Consider the following 18,611-nt stretch of genomic DNA (forward strand, 5'->3'; position numbering starts at 1 on the left):
AACAACTCGGGTATCTTATTCCATAAAATCTCATGAACCAGATTTCAAAGAATGAATAAATATCATAGGCTGATGATGTTATCGAAGGGGTCTCATGGCAGGACGAACTTGGCACAGCCTTCCGGAGTATGAGGCGCTGCGCGCGCTCATGGAAAGTGGCACGACATCGAAAGCGGCTCTTCGACTGGGGCTATCGCAATCTGCAATCAGCCGGTCCATCGCGAGTCTCGAGGCCCGCCTTGGCCGGATCTTGTTCGAGCGGGATGGAGGACGCTTGCGTCCAACCACTGAGGCCGCCCAGTTGAACAAGCGACTGGACCCGTTGTTCGAAGCGCTTGATCGCATTGATGGCCCGACCGAACCCGCACAGGAAACCTTGCGTCTGACCGCCCCACCCACCTTTGCGCATCGATTTCTTATCGGGCACATCGCGAGTTTCTTACGCGCAAATCCCCACTTCTTCGTAAGCCTTGAGGTTGCGTCCTCCGAAGATGTGATCAGGAGGATTCAGGAGGATCGGTCGGACCTGGGATTGTCCGGCGTGGACCTCACCCGAGAAGGGATCAAGCTGACGCCGTATCGGCACTCCGAAGCAGCATGCGCGATGCCCAAAGACCACGAGCTGGCCGGACTCGATGTGATCCAACCTGAAGATCTGCACGATCACCCCCTGATCGCTCTGAGCCACCGGCATTCGCGACGGGCGCAGTTGGAGAAAGTTCTGACCAATCGCCGAAGCATCCCGCACATCGTCGCTGAGGTTTCCACTTCCTTTGCTGCAGTGGATCTCGCCCGAACCGGTCTCGGTGTTACGGTCATCAATCCGTTCCCTGTCGCGCAATATCGTTCCGACGACGTCATCTTTCGCAAATTCGCGTCACCGATCGAGTACCGTACATATTTTGTGACTTCAGATCACAAACCGACGCCCGCCATAGCCCGCGCTTTCATCCGGCACCTGAGGCTTCACACCGTGCAGACCCCGTTTACTCAAGCAACTTAGGCATGCGTGGGTCACTTGATGGCGTAGGAGCCAGCGGCCCTTGCGTGGTTTGGTGGCAAGGGGTTAACGGTGTAACTCTCTGAAATGGACAGAGCCCTTCACTCCACTTCACGAAAAGTGGTAGTCCTTGTATGGTGCCGCGCTTGCTGTAAGCAACTATGTCCGTTTCCAGTAGGTGGCGACATAGCGTTGTGCCTTTGGATGGTGCGCGATCTCATCACAGTTGCGCAGCGCATTGATTTGTCCCGCATCAGCAGCGGCCCATACATATCCGCCCATGCAGTCGGATGCAGCAGACGACACCGCTCTCACGAAATCATCCGGACCGACCCAAGCCGGTGTCAGACCGACGTGATGTGGCACCGGATAGTCTTGCTGTTTCGCGTGGCTTAACAGGATGACCTTACCGCGTGTCTGTCCTGGCAAGCTTTCGATGATACGCGAAATTGCCGGATAGGCAGTTTCGTCCCCAGCCAGCACAACCCGAGCAGTATCCAGAACGCCGCCACCGCCCGGTCCAATAAGCGCAACCGAAGTACCAGCAGCCACACCCACAGCCCACTCCGACGCTTGCCCGCCGTCGTGTAAAAATACATCTACGTCAATCTCGGCCTGACGTTGAGCGCGCACTGTATAAACAGGTCGGTGCAATGCTTTGTCACCTTCTGGCCAGCGGGTCGATCCATTGGCCGCCAGCGTTGGCCATTCTGGTGCTGGGTTATCTGGGCGGGGCAGGACAAAACGAAAATGAATGGCCCGATCACCAAAACTGTCTGGTTTTGACAAGACCAGAGTCAGGCGTTGAAACGAAGCAGACAACCGCGTTGCAGCCTTGACTTTGGCAAACTGAAAATTGGGCGGTCTAAGCCCATCCTGCACCGCATCCGACCACGCGATCTGTGCTGCCACATCCGGTTGGAAATCGGCTATGTGTGCAACCAGACTGTCCCGCAGAACATGCAGATTGCCCGCACCATCCGCTTCGATCTCAATCCGGAAGCCGTTTGCACTACGGTCAATGATGCCAAACGCACCATAATCTGACTTGATCCTAAGACGATTTTCTCCTTGTTCCAGAACTGGAAGCCCATGTTCCGTTGCTTCGTTCAGCATCAGTTTCCGCATGGTGGAAAAACCCAAACCATCGATGTCAGAATACACTTTCATAGCGTCCTCTCAGAGTGGGATGACATGTGGCGCACCATCTGCCGGTCCGGCGATCATGTGCGGCCGGACGTCGTGGATTGCGAATAGGCAGGCTCCGGTTACGTGATCCTGCGGCCCATTGTGACGGGCAATACCATCACCAAGCTGGGCTACGGCAAGGTCCGCGAAACGCGCTATCCTCATCGCTCCGGCCTCGATCTCTTGTCTCGGCAGAACAAACTGTCCTGCGATATTTGAGAACACCGCCGACGCAGCCCGACAACGGGCTCCCCACGCGCCGGGTGGCGTGCGTTACCCTGTGCAACCGGTTGGACAAGATATGGCTCGCGAAACCTTGGCTCGACGACCCAGGGCAGGAAAGCAGTCAACAAAGTTGTAGAGTGCAGCTCCACCTCAGCACACCTCTTCTCATTGGCATTGAGATTATGTGGCTGGCGAACATCGCGGGCTTGCTCCGATGATATGCCTGCCCCGGGAGCGATTGACTAGAGTGAATCGAATGTCATTGGACAGACAACCAACAAGACAAACTGGAACCCGGCTGCCATCTCCACGTTGAACTGCGTGAGATCACAGTGGGTCTCTGCCGACTTGGGTCGAACCTGTGTCGCTCATACACTTTGTGGCTGCAGTGGACGTGTCTAGCCAGGGTCGATTAGTTCTCATGCCGCGTTAGCGAAGAGGTCGGCAGGTCTAGCGGCGACTGCCTCCCTGCCGCACTTGCCTTGTGCGGCGCGCGCCGCAATCCGCGTGCTCGATGAGACCGTCAGTGGCGACGGCCCCACGTCTTCTTCATGGAAAAAGAGGTGCGAATATTCTGCTCTCACTACAGAAGTCACCTATGTGTTCTAGCGCTACGTCCCAGAGACACTCTTTACTCAAAACTGCAAAACTCTTCTCGGTGCGATCGTTCGGCGCAGATGCTTGAAGGCTCGCTCGTCCAGTTCCACTTTGACAAAGGATCGGGCCCAAGCGCGTGGGACTGATTTAGATCCGCGCTTGCTCCCGCTCAACGATAGCTTTCAACTTCGGCCGGTTGGCACAGCGTTCTGACCAAGATTGAACCAAGGGCCGGTCCGACAAAGCTTCCGGGAGCCATTGAAATGGGCTCGATAGCAGCAAGTCGATCGCAGAGTAGTTTTCTCCCAGCAAGTAGGGTTGACCGTTCAAGGCATCAGTCAGGCGGTCCATCATTGTATCGAGATCGCGGAAGGTGGCTTGCATGGCAGGATGCTCGATCTTTGCCCAGTCGAGAACCAACACCTGTTCCATTACGCCTTGATAGTAGAACAGCCAGCTCAAGAATGCCCCGCGTTGTGGGTGTCCAGCCGGACGGCCAAGGCCCGACTTTGGGAACATATCCGTTAGGAAGGCGACGATTGCGCCACGCTCCCGAACGTGGTCATCGCCGTGAACCAGGTAAGGGACCTTCTTTTCGGGATGGGGGTTGCGCGAGTCCGAGCCTCCTCCACCGTCTTGTCGGGGGATATTGACCTCAACCACTTTGACGCGGTCTGAGACACCCATCTCCTCAATTAAGGCGACGATGGATGTCGAACGAGAGTTTGGAGCGTGATAGAGTGCCAGCATGAGGATATCCTAAAATTGGTTTCTGCCTCGCAATACCAACGCCCTGTTGCCATCCTCCGACAATAGGGACAGAGCCCACCGTTTCTGGCGCGTCGCTGCCTCGCCGTGCCGACCGTTTGGTCCGATGACGACAGCACGTTCAAAGAAGGAAACGAACCTGCCGAAGCGACAACTATGTTTGGGCACTGCCATACTGTACTTCTGTTGTGCCTTGATAGACGCTGGCGCAGACTACGGGCTATGTGACTTACCGTGCACACCGGCGGCAAACGGTTCGGCTGTGGCCGCGACGGCGGGAACGCCAAGAGAGCGGTTAAGGCTTTGATGGAATACAGAGACAATCTTTACGGTTCCATCCTCCCCTAAACGCTGTCGGTCCGGACTTCCGTCGGGGTGTAGGCGGCACCATCTAAACGACCAACAGAAAATCTGAACCCTGAAAGGAGTGTCAAAACGGCTTTTGACATAACGAACATGTTGCCCTGATCACAGATGCAAATCGCGGCATCGGCAAGGCCACCACCGAAGGCTTGCTGGACGCCGATGCGAAGAATGTTTATGCCGCCGTGCGCAGCCTCGGATCCGCTGACGGCCGGATCGAAAAGTGTGGCGCGGATCAGTCGGCTCGGGAACCGTTCGGGGAACGAAGACTGTGTTTGCGACCTGCCGCGTGGGCAGAATGCAAGATGTAGACCATTGTTAAAAAAGAAGTTGTGTTCCAGAGCCTGGTTCAGCGACGGCCTTTGCGACCTTCTGGTACATGCTTCGCCAGAAAGCGCGAGATTTCGTTCATGCACACCTGCCAGGCCGGCTCATCGCCAAGAATGATGTGGCTTTGGCTGTCCAAGGTCACCAGCTCTGCGTTTGGAATGTTGGCCGCCAGTTCGCGGCCACACCTCAAGGGAATACGCTGATCGTCACGGGCATGTAGGACCAGTGTGGGTGTCTGAACCTTGGGCAACAGATGACGGATGTCGATGTCGCCAAACGCCTCCTGAAAGCGCACAGCGTTTTCTGGCGATGTCGTTCGGCGCTGGAAATCATCAAACCACGCCAGACGTTCAGAATCTGCGTTCGGCATGAAAGTCTGCGAAAAGATGTGGCGATAAGCGGGGTTCGATGTACCCCACCCGTGCCGAGTCAGCGTTAGAACAGCCTCACGTTGTTCACGTTCCGCAGGCGACAGGCCAACGCGCCAGCCAGCAGCATAGCCACCAATCAGGATCATGGCAGAGACTTTCTCCGGATGGCGGATCGAGTATTCAATCGATACAGCGCACCCCTGCGACAAGCCCAGCAACGGAAATCGGGTCAGGCCCAAATGGTCCACAACCGTCTCGAGGTCTTCCAAGAAAGCCGGAAAGCTGATCTCCGGGACATCCCAGTCCGACAAGCCATTACCCCGTTCGTCATATCGCACGAATGTGTGGTCCGCAGCCAGAGCGTGAAACATGTCTGCCCAGATCGGGCTCTCCCAGTCCAGCTCCAGATGGTTGAGCCAATTGGCTGTCTTTACAAGAGGTGGGCCGTTGCCGACCTTGGCATAGGCAATTTTGACCCCATCGGACGCATTGCAAAAGCCGATGGACTGACGGGCGCGCGCAGGCTCAGGCGGGTTGCGTCGTGGTTCGATCACAGCATTGTCGCCCATGAGGGCCGTGTAGTCGCGGGCCACGATTGCCGCTTCATCCTGAAGCCCCAGATCAGTCAGCTTTTGCGACAAGAGGCGAGGAGCCTCGTGCGAATAAGGGTCGAGCCGCTGCCACCGGCGCAGCCATTTCACCGCGTCCTGATCACTCACATCCTCGGCCGTGACCATGCGCTGAAAGATACGGGGCCGCAGGCTATGAAGTTGTTCGCGCTCACCCATCAACCACAACGCGTAGTCATCGTTGCGTGACAGTTCCAGCCCCATGAACGGCCTGTGGGACAATAACTCGGCGACCTCCACCAAGTCAGCGCTGGACGGGTCAGCGGCATCATGCACAGCCTGAACATGGTGCACATCAAGACTGATTAGATCGGCATCGATCAGCACAGAGGTGCCAGGGGTCTGCAAACACGTTGAATGTGTGTTGAGCGCCTGGCGCAGCTTGGTCAGTGACCAACGCAGCGATCCTTTGGGGTCGTTGGTGTCGGGAAAGAACAGCTCACACAGATGTTCTCGGCGGTGCGGCTGGCCGGTCACGGCCAGATAGGCCATGAGCGCAACGGTCTTGCGGGATTGCACGAGCGGCACCGCTTGGCCCGATATTCTGACGGACACCTCGTTTATCAGGTCGATCTGCAAAGGCTCAGACATGCAGCATCATACGCCTACGGACCAACGCCGCGGCGATCAGGCGCACACTCGCGCCCCCCGGTCAGAGAATTCTGTTTCATCGCCCTCACCCAATCGTTCGCTGCGATGGCCTTGCTGTCTTGCCCCAAGACCCGAGGCGCCCACTCTCTCTGGAAAGCGAGCATCCCGGCTTTGTGCAATCGTTGCAAGACTTTAAGCGCGGCGCCTGCGTCCATGGTGCGCTGGGTGTCCAAAAAGCCCGCAGTGGAATCAAACCATTTGCCCCGTTTTGGAGACTAACAACTACACGCACCCTCTAGGAAAGGAGCCGGTGATGGCCGCAGGTGACCAAGCACTGATCAAGGCATTTTGTAGGAGTATCAGCTGACTGAAACTGTGCTGGGGCCGGCCAGGTTGGCCATCTACAACGCGTTCGAGGAAGCACTTGATGCGCGGCGGGCCGGCCGCAAAGCCGATACCAAGAAGTGGTTCGCCAAGGTCATCACCGAAGTGGACGGTCTGGGTGTCTACCGCGATAAGAAAATGGCGGCCTTTACCCTCCTTGCCAAGAATTTCCTAAAGAAGCACGGATACTTCAGCTATTCAGCCGCGTTCAAGAAGCGCAAAGCGGAACTGGCCAAGCTGACGAGTATTTTCAAGAAGAAAGGTGGACCGGCAGCCAAGAAAGCCAGTGAAACACTGCACAGTTCGATGATGCGCTCGGGCGAGATCCCGGCGGGCACAGCATTTGCCGACTTTGAGGATCACCTGACAAAGTCGTACAAGGACATCCCAAAGTTCTCGAACGCGAACGAGAAAGCGGTAAACGCGGTGAAATGGCCGGGCGTCATGCGGGAATTCGCTTTGCCCAAGGGGGCCGAGAAAGACCTCAAGGAATTGGCGCTTCTATTGTCAAGAGCGGCGCCGTGAACAAAAAGACCATAACAATGGCAAAGGCTATCCTTGCAGATGCGGGGAACACCGACAAAACCGGTATTGAACTGGTCATGGCGGTTTCCGACAAGGTCGTCACGGAATTGATGTAAGCGCTGCAAAGGCGCACGAATGAAAGTCCGGCACTTCGCGCGGGGCCTTTTTGTTTTGCTTGCGGTCTCAGGAAAATGGGCAAAGGGCACATGGATCCAGCGGATCCATGTCGAGCACAAGTTGCAAGGAGGCGCTGAGACCCAGCATCAAGTTGGCGACCGGCAAGAACCCGATCTGTGGCATCGAAAACCCCATCAGCGGCGCGAGTATCGACGGCGACGCCATCCCCGCGCCCAGTTGGATCGACTCGAACGACGGTAACGCGTCAAGTTCTGCGTTCAATGCCAGAGCAGGCATTGGCGGCATCGGAAAAGGCATCGCCCCCCAGAACCGCATCATCGCGCGAATAGGGGCGAGGCCGGCCCCCATCAGTCCGGGATCGCCAAAGGCCATCTTGATCGTTGCCAACGAATTCAAGACCAGAGCCAGCTTGGTGAGTTGAGGGAGCGTGATACCCAGTTGGGGCGGTCGGACGCTCGCCAAACGGTGCAGCGCGCTGAACAAACCTGGAAAGGATCCCTCGTCGCCCAAGGTCGGCAACTGAAATGTCTCGGTCAGCGAAAACAGGCTTGGCAGCCCTAACAGGAGGCGCGCCATGTGCAACTGCGGCATAGGCATGGACATCCGGAAATGATGCCCCGGATAGCTGACACGCGGCATGGTGTAGGACATATCGAACGGATCGATGCCAAGGTCCTGCAAATCCAGAACCAGCCGGGCTGCAAGCGCAAAGTTCAAGAGCGGCCCGAGCTTGAGTGACATGAGCCATCCGACATGCGGCCAAACATGCGTCATCATCGTGTCGCCCATCTCTTGCAGCGACAGTTCCAGAGCGGGCAGATCCATCAGTGGAAATGTCCCCGCCACAAGGGCCAACATCGGAGCGATCTGGAAGAGCCCGGAATTCGGCATGGATATGGTGGGCAGATTGAGGTTACCGAGATAGGCCCCAATCTGCATGTCCAGCCGGTTCTCGGGCGTGATCGCGGGCAGAGCGACGGCCAACTGCATCTGCAGCGGAACCTGCGGCAAGGCCATGGAAAAGCTGGGGCGGATATACGTTGGGATCGTAGCGGCAGGTTGTTTGCAGAAACAGACCATTTTGTGTCTCTCCTCAGATGTCGACCACGATGATGGAAATGTTGTCGGCAGCCCCGCCTTCGAGCGCGACGCGCATCAGTTCGTCGGCCACGGTTTCAAGCGCACCCTCTTGCATGAACCGCTTAAGTGTTGCTTCGTCGGCATACTTCGTCAGCCCGTCAGAGCAGAGTAGGAACCTGTCGCCGGAGGCAACCTCACCGCGGCGCTTGTCGATCCCGGGCTCAGATCCTACGCCCACCGCATGGGTAATCTGGTTACTCTGGGCATGATGTTCGGCCTGGTCCCAACTCAGCTGACCAGCGGCCACCAACTCGCCAACGACAGAGTGGTCTACGCTGATCATCTCCAGCGTTTCGCCGCGCAAGCGATAAAGACGGCTGTCGCCTGCCCAAAGGCATAGAAAATGATCGCCTGCCAGAACCAGCAGCACCACGGTTGTGCCGATGATGGCATTCCCGCGCCTTGCTGCTTCAGCCTGGATGTCTTTGTGTGCCTCATGTACGGCCTGGCGAATACGGCCAGGCAAATCTGCAGGCGGTAGATCCGCTGGCAGGGTGGACAAAGCGTCGATGACCGTCTGGCTGGCAAAGTCGCCGCCCTGATGGCCGCCCATCCCGTCCGCTACAGCCCACAACCCAAGATCCGGTAGTGCCAAAATTGCATCTTCGTTGACCGGTCTGACAAGGCCCATGTGGGTCTTGGCGCTGTATCGTCGCGTAGAAGCTTTGGATTGGGACATATCAGGTCTCCGAACCAGTCAAGGCCGCGCTGGTCCAATAGGATGCATCTGGATCGAACAGAGCGGCGGCTTCGTCCGGGCGTGTCGGCACTTGGGGCGCAAGCATGACGCGGGCCTGATCCACTACGGTCGCGATCCAAAGCGACCCGACACCCTGTCCGAGGCCCACCACGTGCGGCAATGCGCTGAGGCTGGGCAGTTGAGCAAGGCGCGCGTCAAGGTTCGAAAGACCGCCTTGTCCTTCAATCATATCGAGCGCAATCGCCTCCAACTGTTCTGCCACCGGTTGCAGGGCCAGGTAGGCAGCAACAGGTGGCAAATCCGTGGCCGCCGCAATGCAGAACGGAAATCGGCGCCCGACCCGGTCAAGGCTTGGCATAAAGACGCCCACGGCCCCATGCGACGCCAATATTCCTGGTGCGATGCTGAACCTCCAGATCGGGGCACATAGATACGCGCCGTGCCAGCGGGTTTCGCCCATCGTCTCGCTGGCCATAATCAGCATCCTTTGCATCCAGGCATCCCAACCTGGCACGAAGGCAGCAGACAGGCCCTGGCGTAGGAAATCGCCAGCAAAGGGCAGTTTGCCGTAGTAGCCAAAAGTCATATCCGTGCCCCCACTACAAAGAGGTTGGGCAGCTGAACGCGCTGAGAGCGTCCAGTGTAAACGGGTTCAACACAGACCCGGCGCGCAGCTGAAAGATCGCGATCCGCCCGCCGACATTGAACACCACACGGTTGCGGTCGCTCACATTTGTCCGCCGCACCTCTGCTGCATCCAACAGTCGAAAGAGCGCCCAAGGCCCGTCATGAGTGACATCGTTGCGCACGTCCGAACGCGTAGGCGTGAATGCCACACGGGTCCGCGTACCTTGTTCCCCAGGCCACCGCAGCGCACTCGCCTGGGGCGGGCCATGGGCATAGCTCACAGTCTGACCGCCTGTTTCCAACGTCACGCGCTCAACGTTTGGATCAAGTGCGGAGGGCGTAATTTCCAGCGTGATGTCTGGCAAGCCGGGGGCAACAAAAAAGCTGTTCTTGATCTCGTCGGCGCGCTGGAACTGCTGCACAACCGAGTTCGAAACGCCCACATCAATCCCGTTGACCCGACGCACCTGCCAGGGGTTTTGCGATGTGTCCACAAAGCGGGCGAGGTTTTCGTTAAAGAACGTTTCCATCAGTCCACTGGGGCCAAATAGGCGGCCGAAGTCCTGCAAAGCGACATCTGCCGGCGCCTGTCTATTGAACGGATAGCGGTCATTGATGGCGCGAGTACAGAACGGCAGAACCTCGGACTGCCACTTGGTGTTGATCTCGGACCGTGCGCCACCGATTGCGGCCCCTGCAGACGACTGAACCACCTGTGTTGCCCACCGCTCCATTGGAGCTGGCATCCGCCCGATCTCAGCCTGAAGACGGGCCGGTGCGTTCTGGCTGTCCCCAAGGAGTGCCGTGCCAAGGTTCTGGCCCAGCGACAGCCGGTTCAATTCATTATAGACATCCGTCATCAGTTGGATAATGCGGTCAAGTTCGGATGGTCCTTCGGTGCGGTCTGTCAGGCGGTGGATTTCCTGAAACCGATCCTCGACGAATTGACCCGGCGCAACAGGCTCGGCATCCGGGATCTGTTCAAGCGTGCCGCGCACAGCGTTAAAAAAGTCTTCTGCATCGACGCTGATGCTACGGACCACTTCCCCGATCGCAAATTCCTGCGCTTCCGCTGCGGCTACGCCGGTGACAGCGGCAACCGAGGGTAGGACTGTCAATCGAGTCTGCTCGGTCACGCCCTCAAGCAAGTTGCGCAAAGGCGAGATGGGACCGGACAGGATGTTGATGACGTCAGTGGCCTGACCAAGGTTGGTCATTGGCAGAACATCAATATCCGCCAACAGTTCGTCATAGCGTGCAACGAAATCGGTCTCGTACAAGGCCAGCACATCCCGGCTGATCAGCGCAAGCGCCTGAGGGCTGTTCTCGATCTGACCGCCGGGCCCAAGGATCAGGCTGTCACGTTGAATACGCTCGGCAGCGACGAGGATCTGAGGCAGGAAAAAATCATAAAAGCCCGCGCGGGTGTACACGCCCTCGATTCCGCTGGTGAGCGGTCTTCCCGACGGGCGCACCAGTACACGCGATGCAGCAGGTCCGCCCACTTCCGTGATCCGGAACGGCGCCAAAGCCTGTGCTTCAGGCGAGGTGACGATACTGACATAGACGCGCTCGGAAATAGGGGTTTCGGACAGGATCGCCTGCACTTGCGCGACCAGCGGGCCGTTCAGGGCGATTTCCTGCATGGGTTGGCCAAGCAGTTCGGCCAGATGTCCTTGCAGGTCCGCTTGAAGGCTGGGCTGACCGGGAAACAGGTTTTCCCAATCATCGGCCAACCATGCTGAGACATGATCCGCGTCCATCGGCACTTGCAGGCCAAGCATCATGTAGGTTTTCAGAGCCTCGAACAGGCCAGCACTGTCGTTGAGGTTGGACTGCATCATGTCCTCGAGCCGAACCAGCAAGCGCGGCAGCATCAGGGAGTTGAGAGCCGCCCGGTAGCTTTGCGCGGTCTCCGTGCCGATCACATCGCCCTGATACAGGCCATAGGTCAGCGCGCGTGGCGGCTCGGGATCCGTGGCAGCCGGATTGCCGGGCATATCGCGCAGAATATTCAGCGCGGGCGCGACCGGTGCCAGATCACTATCAGAAATAGGACTTTGCGGGATGTCGGCGGCAAGGACCTGGAAGGTCGAAATCTGCGCGCTGGTCTGCGCAATCAAGCTCCGATTGCCCACAAAACTGTTCAGAAGAACACCGAAAACCAAGGCAAAGGCCGCCAAACCCGTCGCGATTGAACCGCGCGTGACCCACCGCGTCCGCCGCTCAACCGCATCATCTCGCGAAACAAGCCCCGCCTCGCCAAAGATCACGTCCGTCATCAGCCGGGTCAGGAAAAAGCTGCGCCCCTGCCCCTGGCCGGTCCCGATGGCTTGCCGCCCGATGCCAAAGTTGCGCGACATCCCGGCCATGAGCCGATCGATGGGCATACCCTCTTGTGTTCCAGAAGTGAAATAGACACCGCGCAACAGCAGCGGATCACTGTAGCGGCTTTCCTGGAAAATCTCGCCCAGAAACGTTTCTGCGGCATCGCGCAGGCTAGCCATCTGGGTAGCAAAACCTGCAATCAAAGTGCGGCGCTGAAAGTCTGTCTCAGCCTGTATACGTTCCAGACTGTGATCGCTGAGGCGCGCCACCAACCCGTCGAATTCCGTGCGAAAGCTCTCAGCAACGGGTGCAGCTGCGACCTTGCCGGTGGCCAGCGGCAAGGTGATGCCCCAGACCTGTTCACGCTCCTTGCTGCCCAACCCATCAAAGAATTCCTGGAAGCCTGCCACTAGATCGGCCTTGGTCAAGATCACATAGACCGGAAAGCTGACACCAAGCCTATCTCGCAACTCTTGCAACCGGACGCGGATCGCCTGAGCGTGGGTTGCGGCGGTGACCTCATCCATTTCCGACAGGTCCGACACGCTGATCGCGACCATCGCACCGTTGATCGGCTGACGACTGCGGTACTTCTTCAGCATCTCAAGAAAACCGACCCAGGCGCGGCTGTCCGCTGAGGCGTTGCTATCCTGCGTGGTGTAACGGCCAGCCGTATCAAGAAGAACGGCGTCATTGGTGAACCACCAATCACAATTCCGGGTGCCACCAACGCCTCCGACCGCTTCTTTGCCGAGGCTGTCGGCCAGCGGGAACTTGAGGCCCGAATTGACGATGGCCGTGGTTTTACCCGCGCCTGGTGGACCAATCATGATGTACCATGGCAACTGATAGAGATGTCTCTTACCGAACCATCCGCCCGTCCTGCTTTTGCGAAGGGTATGCAAAGCCGTTTTGAGCCGCGCACCGATCTCCGCCAGCTCGGAGCGCACTGCCTCGTCTTCGGCGGTGTCCTCGGCCGCTTGTTTGGCGATCTCTTCCGATATCTGGGTTTCGCGTGACCGGCGGCTCAGGAGGATGATCAACACAAAGATCGTTGCGGCCGCGAGGATCGAAAGCGTGGCCGCCACACGGTCCAGAACCGTATCAAAGGGTCGCACGCCCACAATCTCTACCAGCGGACCAAGGTACCACAAGGGTCCTAGAAGCAAGGCAGCGGTGATGGCCACTATGCCAATGGGCGAAAGGATGACGTTCACGAAAAAATTGCGGATCATGGCTCTAGCCTGCCTTTACAAGAATGACGTCAATGCGACGGTTCTGGGCGCGCCCTTCTGGCGTTTCGTTGGTGGCGATGGGTTCGTTATCCGCGCGCCCTTCAGCGGTAATCCGGTCCGGATCGCTGAGGGTCGTAACGATCTTTTTCATCACGGCCTCAGCTCTGGCGAGAGACAAGGCCAGGTTCGACGGAAAGCGCGCGGTGTTGATCGGGATATTATCGGAGTGTCCTGCGACGATTATCCGACCGTCCTCAGGCTCCAGCGCGGCAGCCACGCGGTCGATCAGCGGGCGCACGTCTTCGCGCAAGACATCAGAGCCTGAACCGAACATGCCCTGACCGTTGATCCGAACCAGCACTGTATTGCCGTCACGTGTGACTGTCACAAGGGACGCGGCGATTTCAGGGGCCAGAAAGGTACGGATGCGGTCGAGATCGTTAACCTGCTCGGGTGCGGGCAGCGGTGGTGGGGGCGGCGGCGCTGGTCGCGCAAGCGTGATCGGTCCGCCAAGGTCCAATGCGAGGATCTGGCCACGAACCCGCTCAGTATCAAGGCTTAGCAGGAAGGACAGGATAAAGAACGCGAGTGCCGCAAGCGCAGCGGTCAGCCCAGCCAGCAACCACACCGGCATCCAGATCGACAGCACGTGATGTGCCACTTTGACACCCTGCCAATGCGGCGAAAGATCAGGCTCTGTCCGGCCCCGCTGTGTCCGGATGGTCCGCGCCAGCCCATCGCGCACGGTCAGATGCTTTTCCGTTCCCCGCGCGGCGACTCGTAAACGTCCCTCGAATCCAAGGCTGAGGCACATATAGAGAAACTCGAGCAAGGCCCGATTGCTGCCAGGATCGGTCTGCAACCGATCAAGAAGATCATAAAATCGCTCGCCGCCATGGGTCTCCTTGTGAAAGGTGCCGACCATGCTTTGCTGAGCCCAGATGCTGTTACCGCCCCACGGCGTGTTCAGAACCACGTCATCGACCGTTGCACAGATGGCGTAGCGCGCCACTTTGACGATCTGACCAGGCACGCCCGCTTGTGCCGCGCGATCTTCGAAGGCGCGAATTTCTGAAACAACGCTCTGGCGCAGCTGGGCTGGATTGGCATGTTGCGCGCGGTTGCGGATGCGTCCGACGAGCTGAAACAGATGCGAGGCTGCGGCGCAAAGCGGATTGAAACCGGCAAGAACATCTTGCGACTGAGGCATCTGCGCGACAGGTCGTGTCGCAGTGGTCATCGCCGGAGTTCCGACATTGGGCGCAGGTGCAGTTTGGGGCGGAGAGGGCATAGGCTCGGGAAGCCGCCCGCCCGGATTAAGTCGGATCACTGTTTTGTCGGTATCTGTGGCTTCCGCGAAAGGGTCATCCTTGGTCATCTTCATCTCTCCTGCACGGGTCCGCATCAACGGATCGCCCACAGCTCCATCTCAAGATCCGGGAACTCGCCCGCCACATGAATCGCCAGCCCACCGGAGTCGCGCATCTGCTTCCAGTACGGGTTCGCACGGTCGAGTTCGAAGTAGACAACGCCAGCGTGGTAAGGCACCTGGCGCGGCGCCACGGGCAAGGCGCGCAGATCAACACCAGGCAATGCGGAGTTCACCAACTGGCGGATTTCCTCCACGGGCCCCAGTTTGGCCTGCGAGGCGAAGTGCCTGCGCACGCTTTCCGGCGGAACACTCGCCTTGGCTGCCAACACGAAATTGGCGCTGGTGAATAGGGACTTGTCTTCGACCATCGCCACAGACACGCCGTAGCTACGGGCTTGAAGCGGAATCGCAACGGCGTTTTGTTCGAGGACCATGCTGAGATTTTCACGCAAAGCCCGGATCACCGGCTGAAACACACCGGTCAGATCGGAATGGCGATAGATTGGAAATTCCGGCGCAATCTTGTCCGCCGTCATGAATGTTGCCAACTGGCCGGCAAGCCCCACGAGCTGCTGATAAATTTGCGCGGGATGGGCATTTTCAATGTTCAACAAATGACGGATCTGGGGCAGCGCCGCGTTTACTGCGATCAAGAGGAGGAAATCAGAGATTTCAGCCACGCCCTTGGCGTCGCCCGTTTGGCTGAGCCGCCCAGACAGCGCATGTGCACGGTGGCTGACCAGCCCCTCCAGTTCCTGAAGGAAATCATGAAGCGGAGGTGCGGCGCGGGCATCAAGGCATGACGCCATGAACCCTTTGTCCAAGACAACCCCGCCATCGGCGCGCACCTCAATGATACGGGCGATGGGGATGGACAGCCGATCAGTCAACTCGTCCACGTCCAGCGCCAGCATCATTCGCAGCTTGCCGACAGCAAGGTCGACAGGCCGACGGTCGCGACCGGTGCTGTCGGCAACCTCGATTTCGCTTGGCACATAGCGCGATCGCGCAGCCGGATCATCCGTGAGGTCCACCTCGGTTGCCCCCTGACGTCGCGTTGGCACGGTGAGAAAAACCACCGCGTCCTTCACCGTTTCCGGCACATCAAGAGCTGCAGGATGGGCGTCCACTTCGGGAATGCGAAACACGGCGCCATCTGGAGTTAGACCAGAGGCCGATGTCACGGCGATCTTGCCCAATCGCAGCAGTTCTGTGTCGATGGTCAGTTTCTGCACGCCCCAGGCATAGGGCGCGACTGAGCCCGCTACCCCAGCCACCAAGGCTTCCAAATAGCGATCTTGCTGCTGGAAATGGTGAGGTTGAAGGAACAGGCCTTCTTGCCACACAACTTTGTTTTGCCAGGACATTTTGGGTGGGCTCCTTCGGGGCGCGTCAACGAATAGCGACGCGATTACCGGTCAGCGTCGCTTGGACCGGGTTCGGCGCATTTGGAACGAGGGGACGGACCGCAAGGAAGGTGCCGTTGATATCGCGAAAGGCGGCTACGACACCAACCGCAGCGGGTGGGCTAGCAAAGCTCTGGGCATCATTCACCGTCCGCCCTGGTGCAAGGTTGAATGGGTTCACCGCCACCAGATCACTGCCTAGCGTCGCCTCGGGTTCTTCAAAAACAGCAAAGAAATCTGCGGAGCCAAAAGCAGCCGTGTCATTCAGGTAGTAGACCTTGACCTGCGCAGGTGCGCCACCGTTCATGTCCGCCGCTCCGGTGATCGACAGAGCTACAGTTGTTGGGGCAGGGCCGCGCTCGGCACAGCCTGCAAGGGTCGCTAGTGCCATCGCGATTACAAGAAGTGTGGTGCGGTTGAACATGTCTTTCCCCTCAAAGCTTGGTGATCTGTTGTTCGTAGGCACGTGAAAACGCCCTGCCGAACGTGGATTGAAAGTCGTCTTCGGTCTGGCGGATCAGTTCTGAATGGTGACGTACGTAAGCGTCCCAGAGCTGCGCTTTTCGGCTGCTCAGAAACCCTCGCTTCTTTTCGATCCGTGCCGACACTTGTTCAGGTGCAAGCTGCGACAGAAGGTCTGCCAGCGCGGCTTGCGTGCCGGTCATTGTGGCAACCTCGTGGGTTTTTATGTCGTGCAGCACCTCGGCTGCGGCAATTTCGGGGTCCTGATAACCGCGCCCGGCAGGTTTAAGCATCGCCTCGATGGCTTGCTCGACGCTGACAGAGAACTTCAACGGGTTGTTCTGATCCGGCTCGATCATCGTACGGGCCACCCGCATTTCGCTCTTGAGAGCGGCACGAGTCATCATGATCTCTCGCATGCCAGCGATCATTGCAGCCATCACCCGCCCCATCCGGCCCATCATCTCTTCGGTCTGTTCCGGTGCGATCTGCAGGCCTGTCACCCCAAGGCCTGCGACAAAGGCTTGCACTGCTGTATCCACGTCTGCGGTTTTTAATTGCGTCGCGGGCAACGGAGTTGGATCCGGCGTCTGCTCAAGCAGCGGCGTTCGTTCAGGGTCCTCCCGGGGCGGTTCCTCGGCAGATGGCGAAGTCATGTTGTCGTCCCAGTCGTCGGGAATGACCGCATTCATGGCCCGAGGCGGCACAAAATGATCCTGCGCCGCGGGCGTGTGATCAGGTGCACTCGCCCCCATCTGGGGTCCATCTTGGAGCAGCGCATCAACAGGATCGCTGATTGCAGGCTGCGCAACTGAGGCGGGTTCACTCAGCAACGCGTCCAGAAATGCACTGTCATCATCATGGCTCGCCGCCAACGGGTCCAACTCGAAACAGGCCTTATCATTATTCGAAGGGCCCAGCAGATCGGGCGCAGGATTGGTCGTGACTGCATCCGCAGGCACCTCGCGGATACTCACGACAAGCTCGAACTCGCCCACAAGGATCACATCGCCAGTGTTCAGTGGCGTGGGTGCAGCCTCAAGCCGGTCGTCCTGGTAATTGAGGAACGTGCCATTGGTCGACATATCCCTCACGACAAAGCTGTCACCGCTCCGCTCGACGACACAGTGTTGTTTGGAAAGGTGGCGATCCGGATCAGGCAGAACGAGGTCATTATCCTCGCCGCGCCCGACGGTGATCGTGTCGGCGATCATCGTCACTTCGAGAGTTACATCTTTCGGCAGGTTGGGATGATGTGCTTTCAAGGATAAGGACATGGTCATCACCCCCCGACCAGCACGGTCATGCAACCCATTACGATCGCCCCGCCATGGCCGCATGTATCCCCCATGCGGGCCTGTGGCTTCTTGCCGGTCAAAACGGTCATTGAACCTTTGGCCACAACGTCCGGCGGGCCGACGCAAACCGCCATCGCCGTGGCCGTGGCTGCCGGCATCATTCCAATCAGGACCGTCGGGGTCGGTGTCACGATAGGCCCGCCTACATGCGGCACCACACCGGTCAGCATCGGGCAGACGTGCATGTCTGCAACACGGGCGGCGGGCAACGTCATGACTGTACCTCGTTCGGGTTGGCGGTTGCACCAGTGCGTAGCGCGCTGGCGGTTCGTTAGGTTAGTGCCGCCTAGTCCGAATTTGGTTCAATCTGACCATTGCCGCCGCGCGCAATATCCAAACCGCGCTTCAAAAAGAGGGAGCCGCGCGTGGCCACGGCGGTCTCATCCGCAAAAAGCGCGATCAAAAGCATCCCATAGACCGCCGCGCCCACAGCGCCAGGCGGGGCCGGGTGATCATCGAATTCGCCGGGGCCCATCGTGCCATCGGCAAAGCAGGCTGCCATGGCGCAAAAGGCGGTATCGTCATCTTGCTTTGCGGAGTCCAATGCTTCGCGGGCTGCAAGCCTTGTGTCAAAACCGGGCTGGCGCACCCAACCTTCAGCCACACTGACAGCACGGGTCTCTGCCCCCATTTCGCGCGCGGCAAGACAGGCCCACCACGCCGCCTCGCGCGGCGGAAGGGTATGGGCCAGCACCTGCATCATGTCGAGCTGAGCGCCCTTGCCATGAAGCTCTTCCAAGATCGCGGCGGCGGTTGCTCCCGCTGGGGCATCCAGTTCGGTCTGCAAAATCACATTGTGCTGCGTAAGGACACGGGCCACGGGTCCCGCCGACAGTTTGCACAGATCATCAAATAGAGGATCAGACATCGCGCG

Annotated in this window: 16 protein-coding genes; 3 read left to right on the forward strand and 13 right to left on the reverse strand. The window is 58.6% G+C overall.

Annotated features, from left to right (window positions below):
• Positions 1–94: 94 nt before the first annotated feature.
• Positions 95–1,003 (forward strand): LysR family transcriptional regulator, encoded by a 909-nt coding sequence (locus tag AC53L6_RS19465; protein WP_299604689.1) that lies wholly within the window; start codon positions 95–97, stop codon positions 1,001–1,003.
• Positions 1,004–1,159: 156 nt separating this feature from the next.
• On the opposite strand, the gene AC53L6_RS19470 is transcribed toward AC53L6_RS19465, so the two are convergent.
• Positions 1,160–2,170 (reverse strand): siderophore-interacting protein, encoded by a 1,011-nt coding sequence (locus tag AC53L6_RS19470; protein WP_496909028.1) that lies wholly within the window; start codon positions 2,168–2,170, stop codon positions 1,160–1,162.
• A gap of 102 nt (positions 2,171–2,272) precedes the next feature.
• Here AC53L6_RS19470 and AC53L6_RS19475 point away from each other — a divergent pair, with 102 nt between their 5' ends.
• Positions 2,273–2,407, forward strand: a complete 135-nt coding sequence (locus AC53L6_RS19475) for a hypothetical protein (protein ID WP_496909029.1) — start codon at positions 2,273–2,275, stop codon at positions 2,405–2,407.
• A 750-nt stretch (positions 2,408–3,157) separates the two neighbouring features.
• Here AC53L6_RS19475 and AC53L6_RS19480 read toward each other — a convergent pair.
• Both AC53L6_RS19480 and AC53L6_RS19485 read right to left on the reverse strand, forming a co-directional pair.
• Entirely contained in the window at positions 3,158–3,760 is a 603-nt protein-coding gene (locus AC53L6_RS19480) for a glutathione S-transferase family protein (protein WP_496909030.1), read from the reverse strand.
• Between the two features lie 730 nt (positions 3,761–4,490).
• On the reverse strand, positions 4,491–6,062 hold the full coding sequence (locus tag AC53L6_RS19485; protein WP_496909031.1) for a bifunctional AfsR/SARP family transcriptional regulator/alpha/beta hydrolase: 1,572 nt from the start codon (positions 6,060–6,062) through the stop codon (positions 4,491–4,493).
• A gap of 393 nt (positions 6,063–6,455) precedes the next feature.
• On the opposite strand from AC53L6_RS19485, the gene AC53L6_RS19490 reads away from it, so the two are divergent.
• Positions 6,456–6,971 carry a hypothetical protein gene (locus AC53L6_RS19490; protein WP_496909032.1) on the forward strand — a complete coding sequence of 172 codons (516 nt, stop codon included), beginning with the start codon at positions 6,456–6,458 and terminating at the stop codon, positions 6,969–6,971.
• A gap of 183 nt (positions 6,972–7,154) precedes the next feature.
• Here AC53L6_RS19490 and AC53L6_RS19495 read toward each other — a convergent pair whose 3' ends face one another.
• The 10 genes from AC53L6_RS19495 to AC53L6_RS19540 all read right to left on the reverse strand — a co-directional run bounded on the left by AC53L6_RS19495 (position 7,155) and on the right by AC53L6_RS19540 (position 18,605).
• Positions 7,155–8,189 (reverse strand): hypothetical protein, encoded by a 1,035-nt coding sequence (locus tag AC53L6_RS19495; RefSeq protein WP_496909033.1) that lies wholly within the window; start codon positions 8,187–8,189, stop codon positions 7,155–7,157.
• A gap of 13 nt (positions 8,190–8,202) precedes the next feature.
• Positions 8,203–8,928 carry a PP2C family protein-serine/threonine phosphatase gene (locus AC53L6_RS19500; RefSeq protein ID WP_496909034.1) on the reverse strand — a complete coding sequence of 242 codons (726 nt, stop codon included), beginning with the start codon at positions 8,926–8,928 and terminating at the stop codon, positions 8,203–8,205.
• Position 8,929: 1 nt separating this feature from the next.
• Positions 8,930–9,535: a type VI secretion system-associated protein TagF gene (gene tagF, locus AC53L6_RS19505; protein ID WP_496909035.1), complete on the reverse strand. Its 606-nt coding sequence runs from the start codon at positions 9,533–9,535 to the stop codon at positions 8,930–8,932.
• 13 nt (positions 9,536–9,548) lie between these two features.
• Positions 9,549–13,139 carry a type VI secretion system membrane subunit TssM gene (gene tssM / locus AC53L6_RS19510; RefSeq protein ID WP_496909036.1) on the reverse strand — a complete coding sequence of 1,197 codons (3,591 nt, stop codon included), beginning with the start codon at positions 13,137–13,139 and terminating at the stop codon, positions 9,549–9,551.
• A 4-nt stretch (positions 13,140–13,143) separates the two neighbouring features.
• The gene (gene tssL, locus AC53L6_RS19515) at positions 13,144–14,517 is read right to left on the reverse strand and encodes a type VI secretion system protein TssL, long form (protein ID WP_496909037.1); all 1,374 of its coding nucleotides are present in this window, start codon (positions 14,515–14,517) and stop codon (positions 13,144–13,146) included.
• A gap of 26 nt (positions 14,518–14,543) precedes the next feature.
• Positions 14,544–15,878 carry a type VI secretion system baseplate subunit TssK gene (gene tssK / locus AC53L6_RS19520; protein ID WP_496909038.1) on the reverse strand — a complete coding sequence of 445 codons (1,335 nt, stop codon included), beginning with the start codon at positions 15,876–15,878 and terminating at the stop codon, positions 14,544–14,546.
• Between the two features lie 25 nt (positions 15,879–15,903).
• On the reverse strand, positions 15,904–16,341 hold the full coding sequence (tssJ, locus tag AC53L6_RS19525) for a type VI secretion system lipoprotein TssJ (RefSeq protein WP_496909039.1): 438 nt from the start codon (positions 16,339–16,341) through the stop codon (positions 15,904–15,906).
• A gap of 10 nt (positions 16,342–16,351) precedes the next feature.
• The gene (tagH, locus tag AC53L6_RS19530) at positions 16,352–17,656 is read right to left on the reverse strand and encodes a type VI secretion system-associated FHA domain protein TagH (protein ID WP_496909040.1); all 1,305 of its coding nucleotides are present in this window, start codon (positions 17,654–17,656) and stop codon (positions 16,352–16,354) included.
• 5 nt (positions 17,657–17,661) lie between these two features.
• A complete protein-coding gene (locus AC53L6_RS19535) occupies positions 17,662–17,952 on the reverse strand; it encodes a PAAR domain-containing protein (RefSeq protein WP_299204556.1) in 291 nt (96 codons plus the stop codon).
• Between the two features lie 71 nt (positions 17,953–18,023).
• Positions 18,024–18,605, reverse strand: coding sequence for a DUF6931 family protein (locus AC53L6_RS19540; RefSeq protein ID WP_496909041.1), 582 nt, complete (start codon positions 18,603–18,605; stop codon positions 18,024–18,026).
• Positions 18,606–18,611: the final 6 nt, after the last annotated feature.

Source organism: Tateyamaria sp. LSS28, from assembly GCF_059611725.1.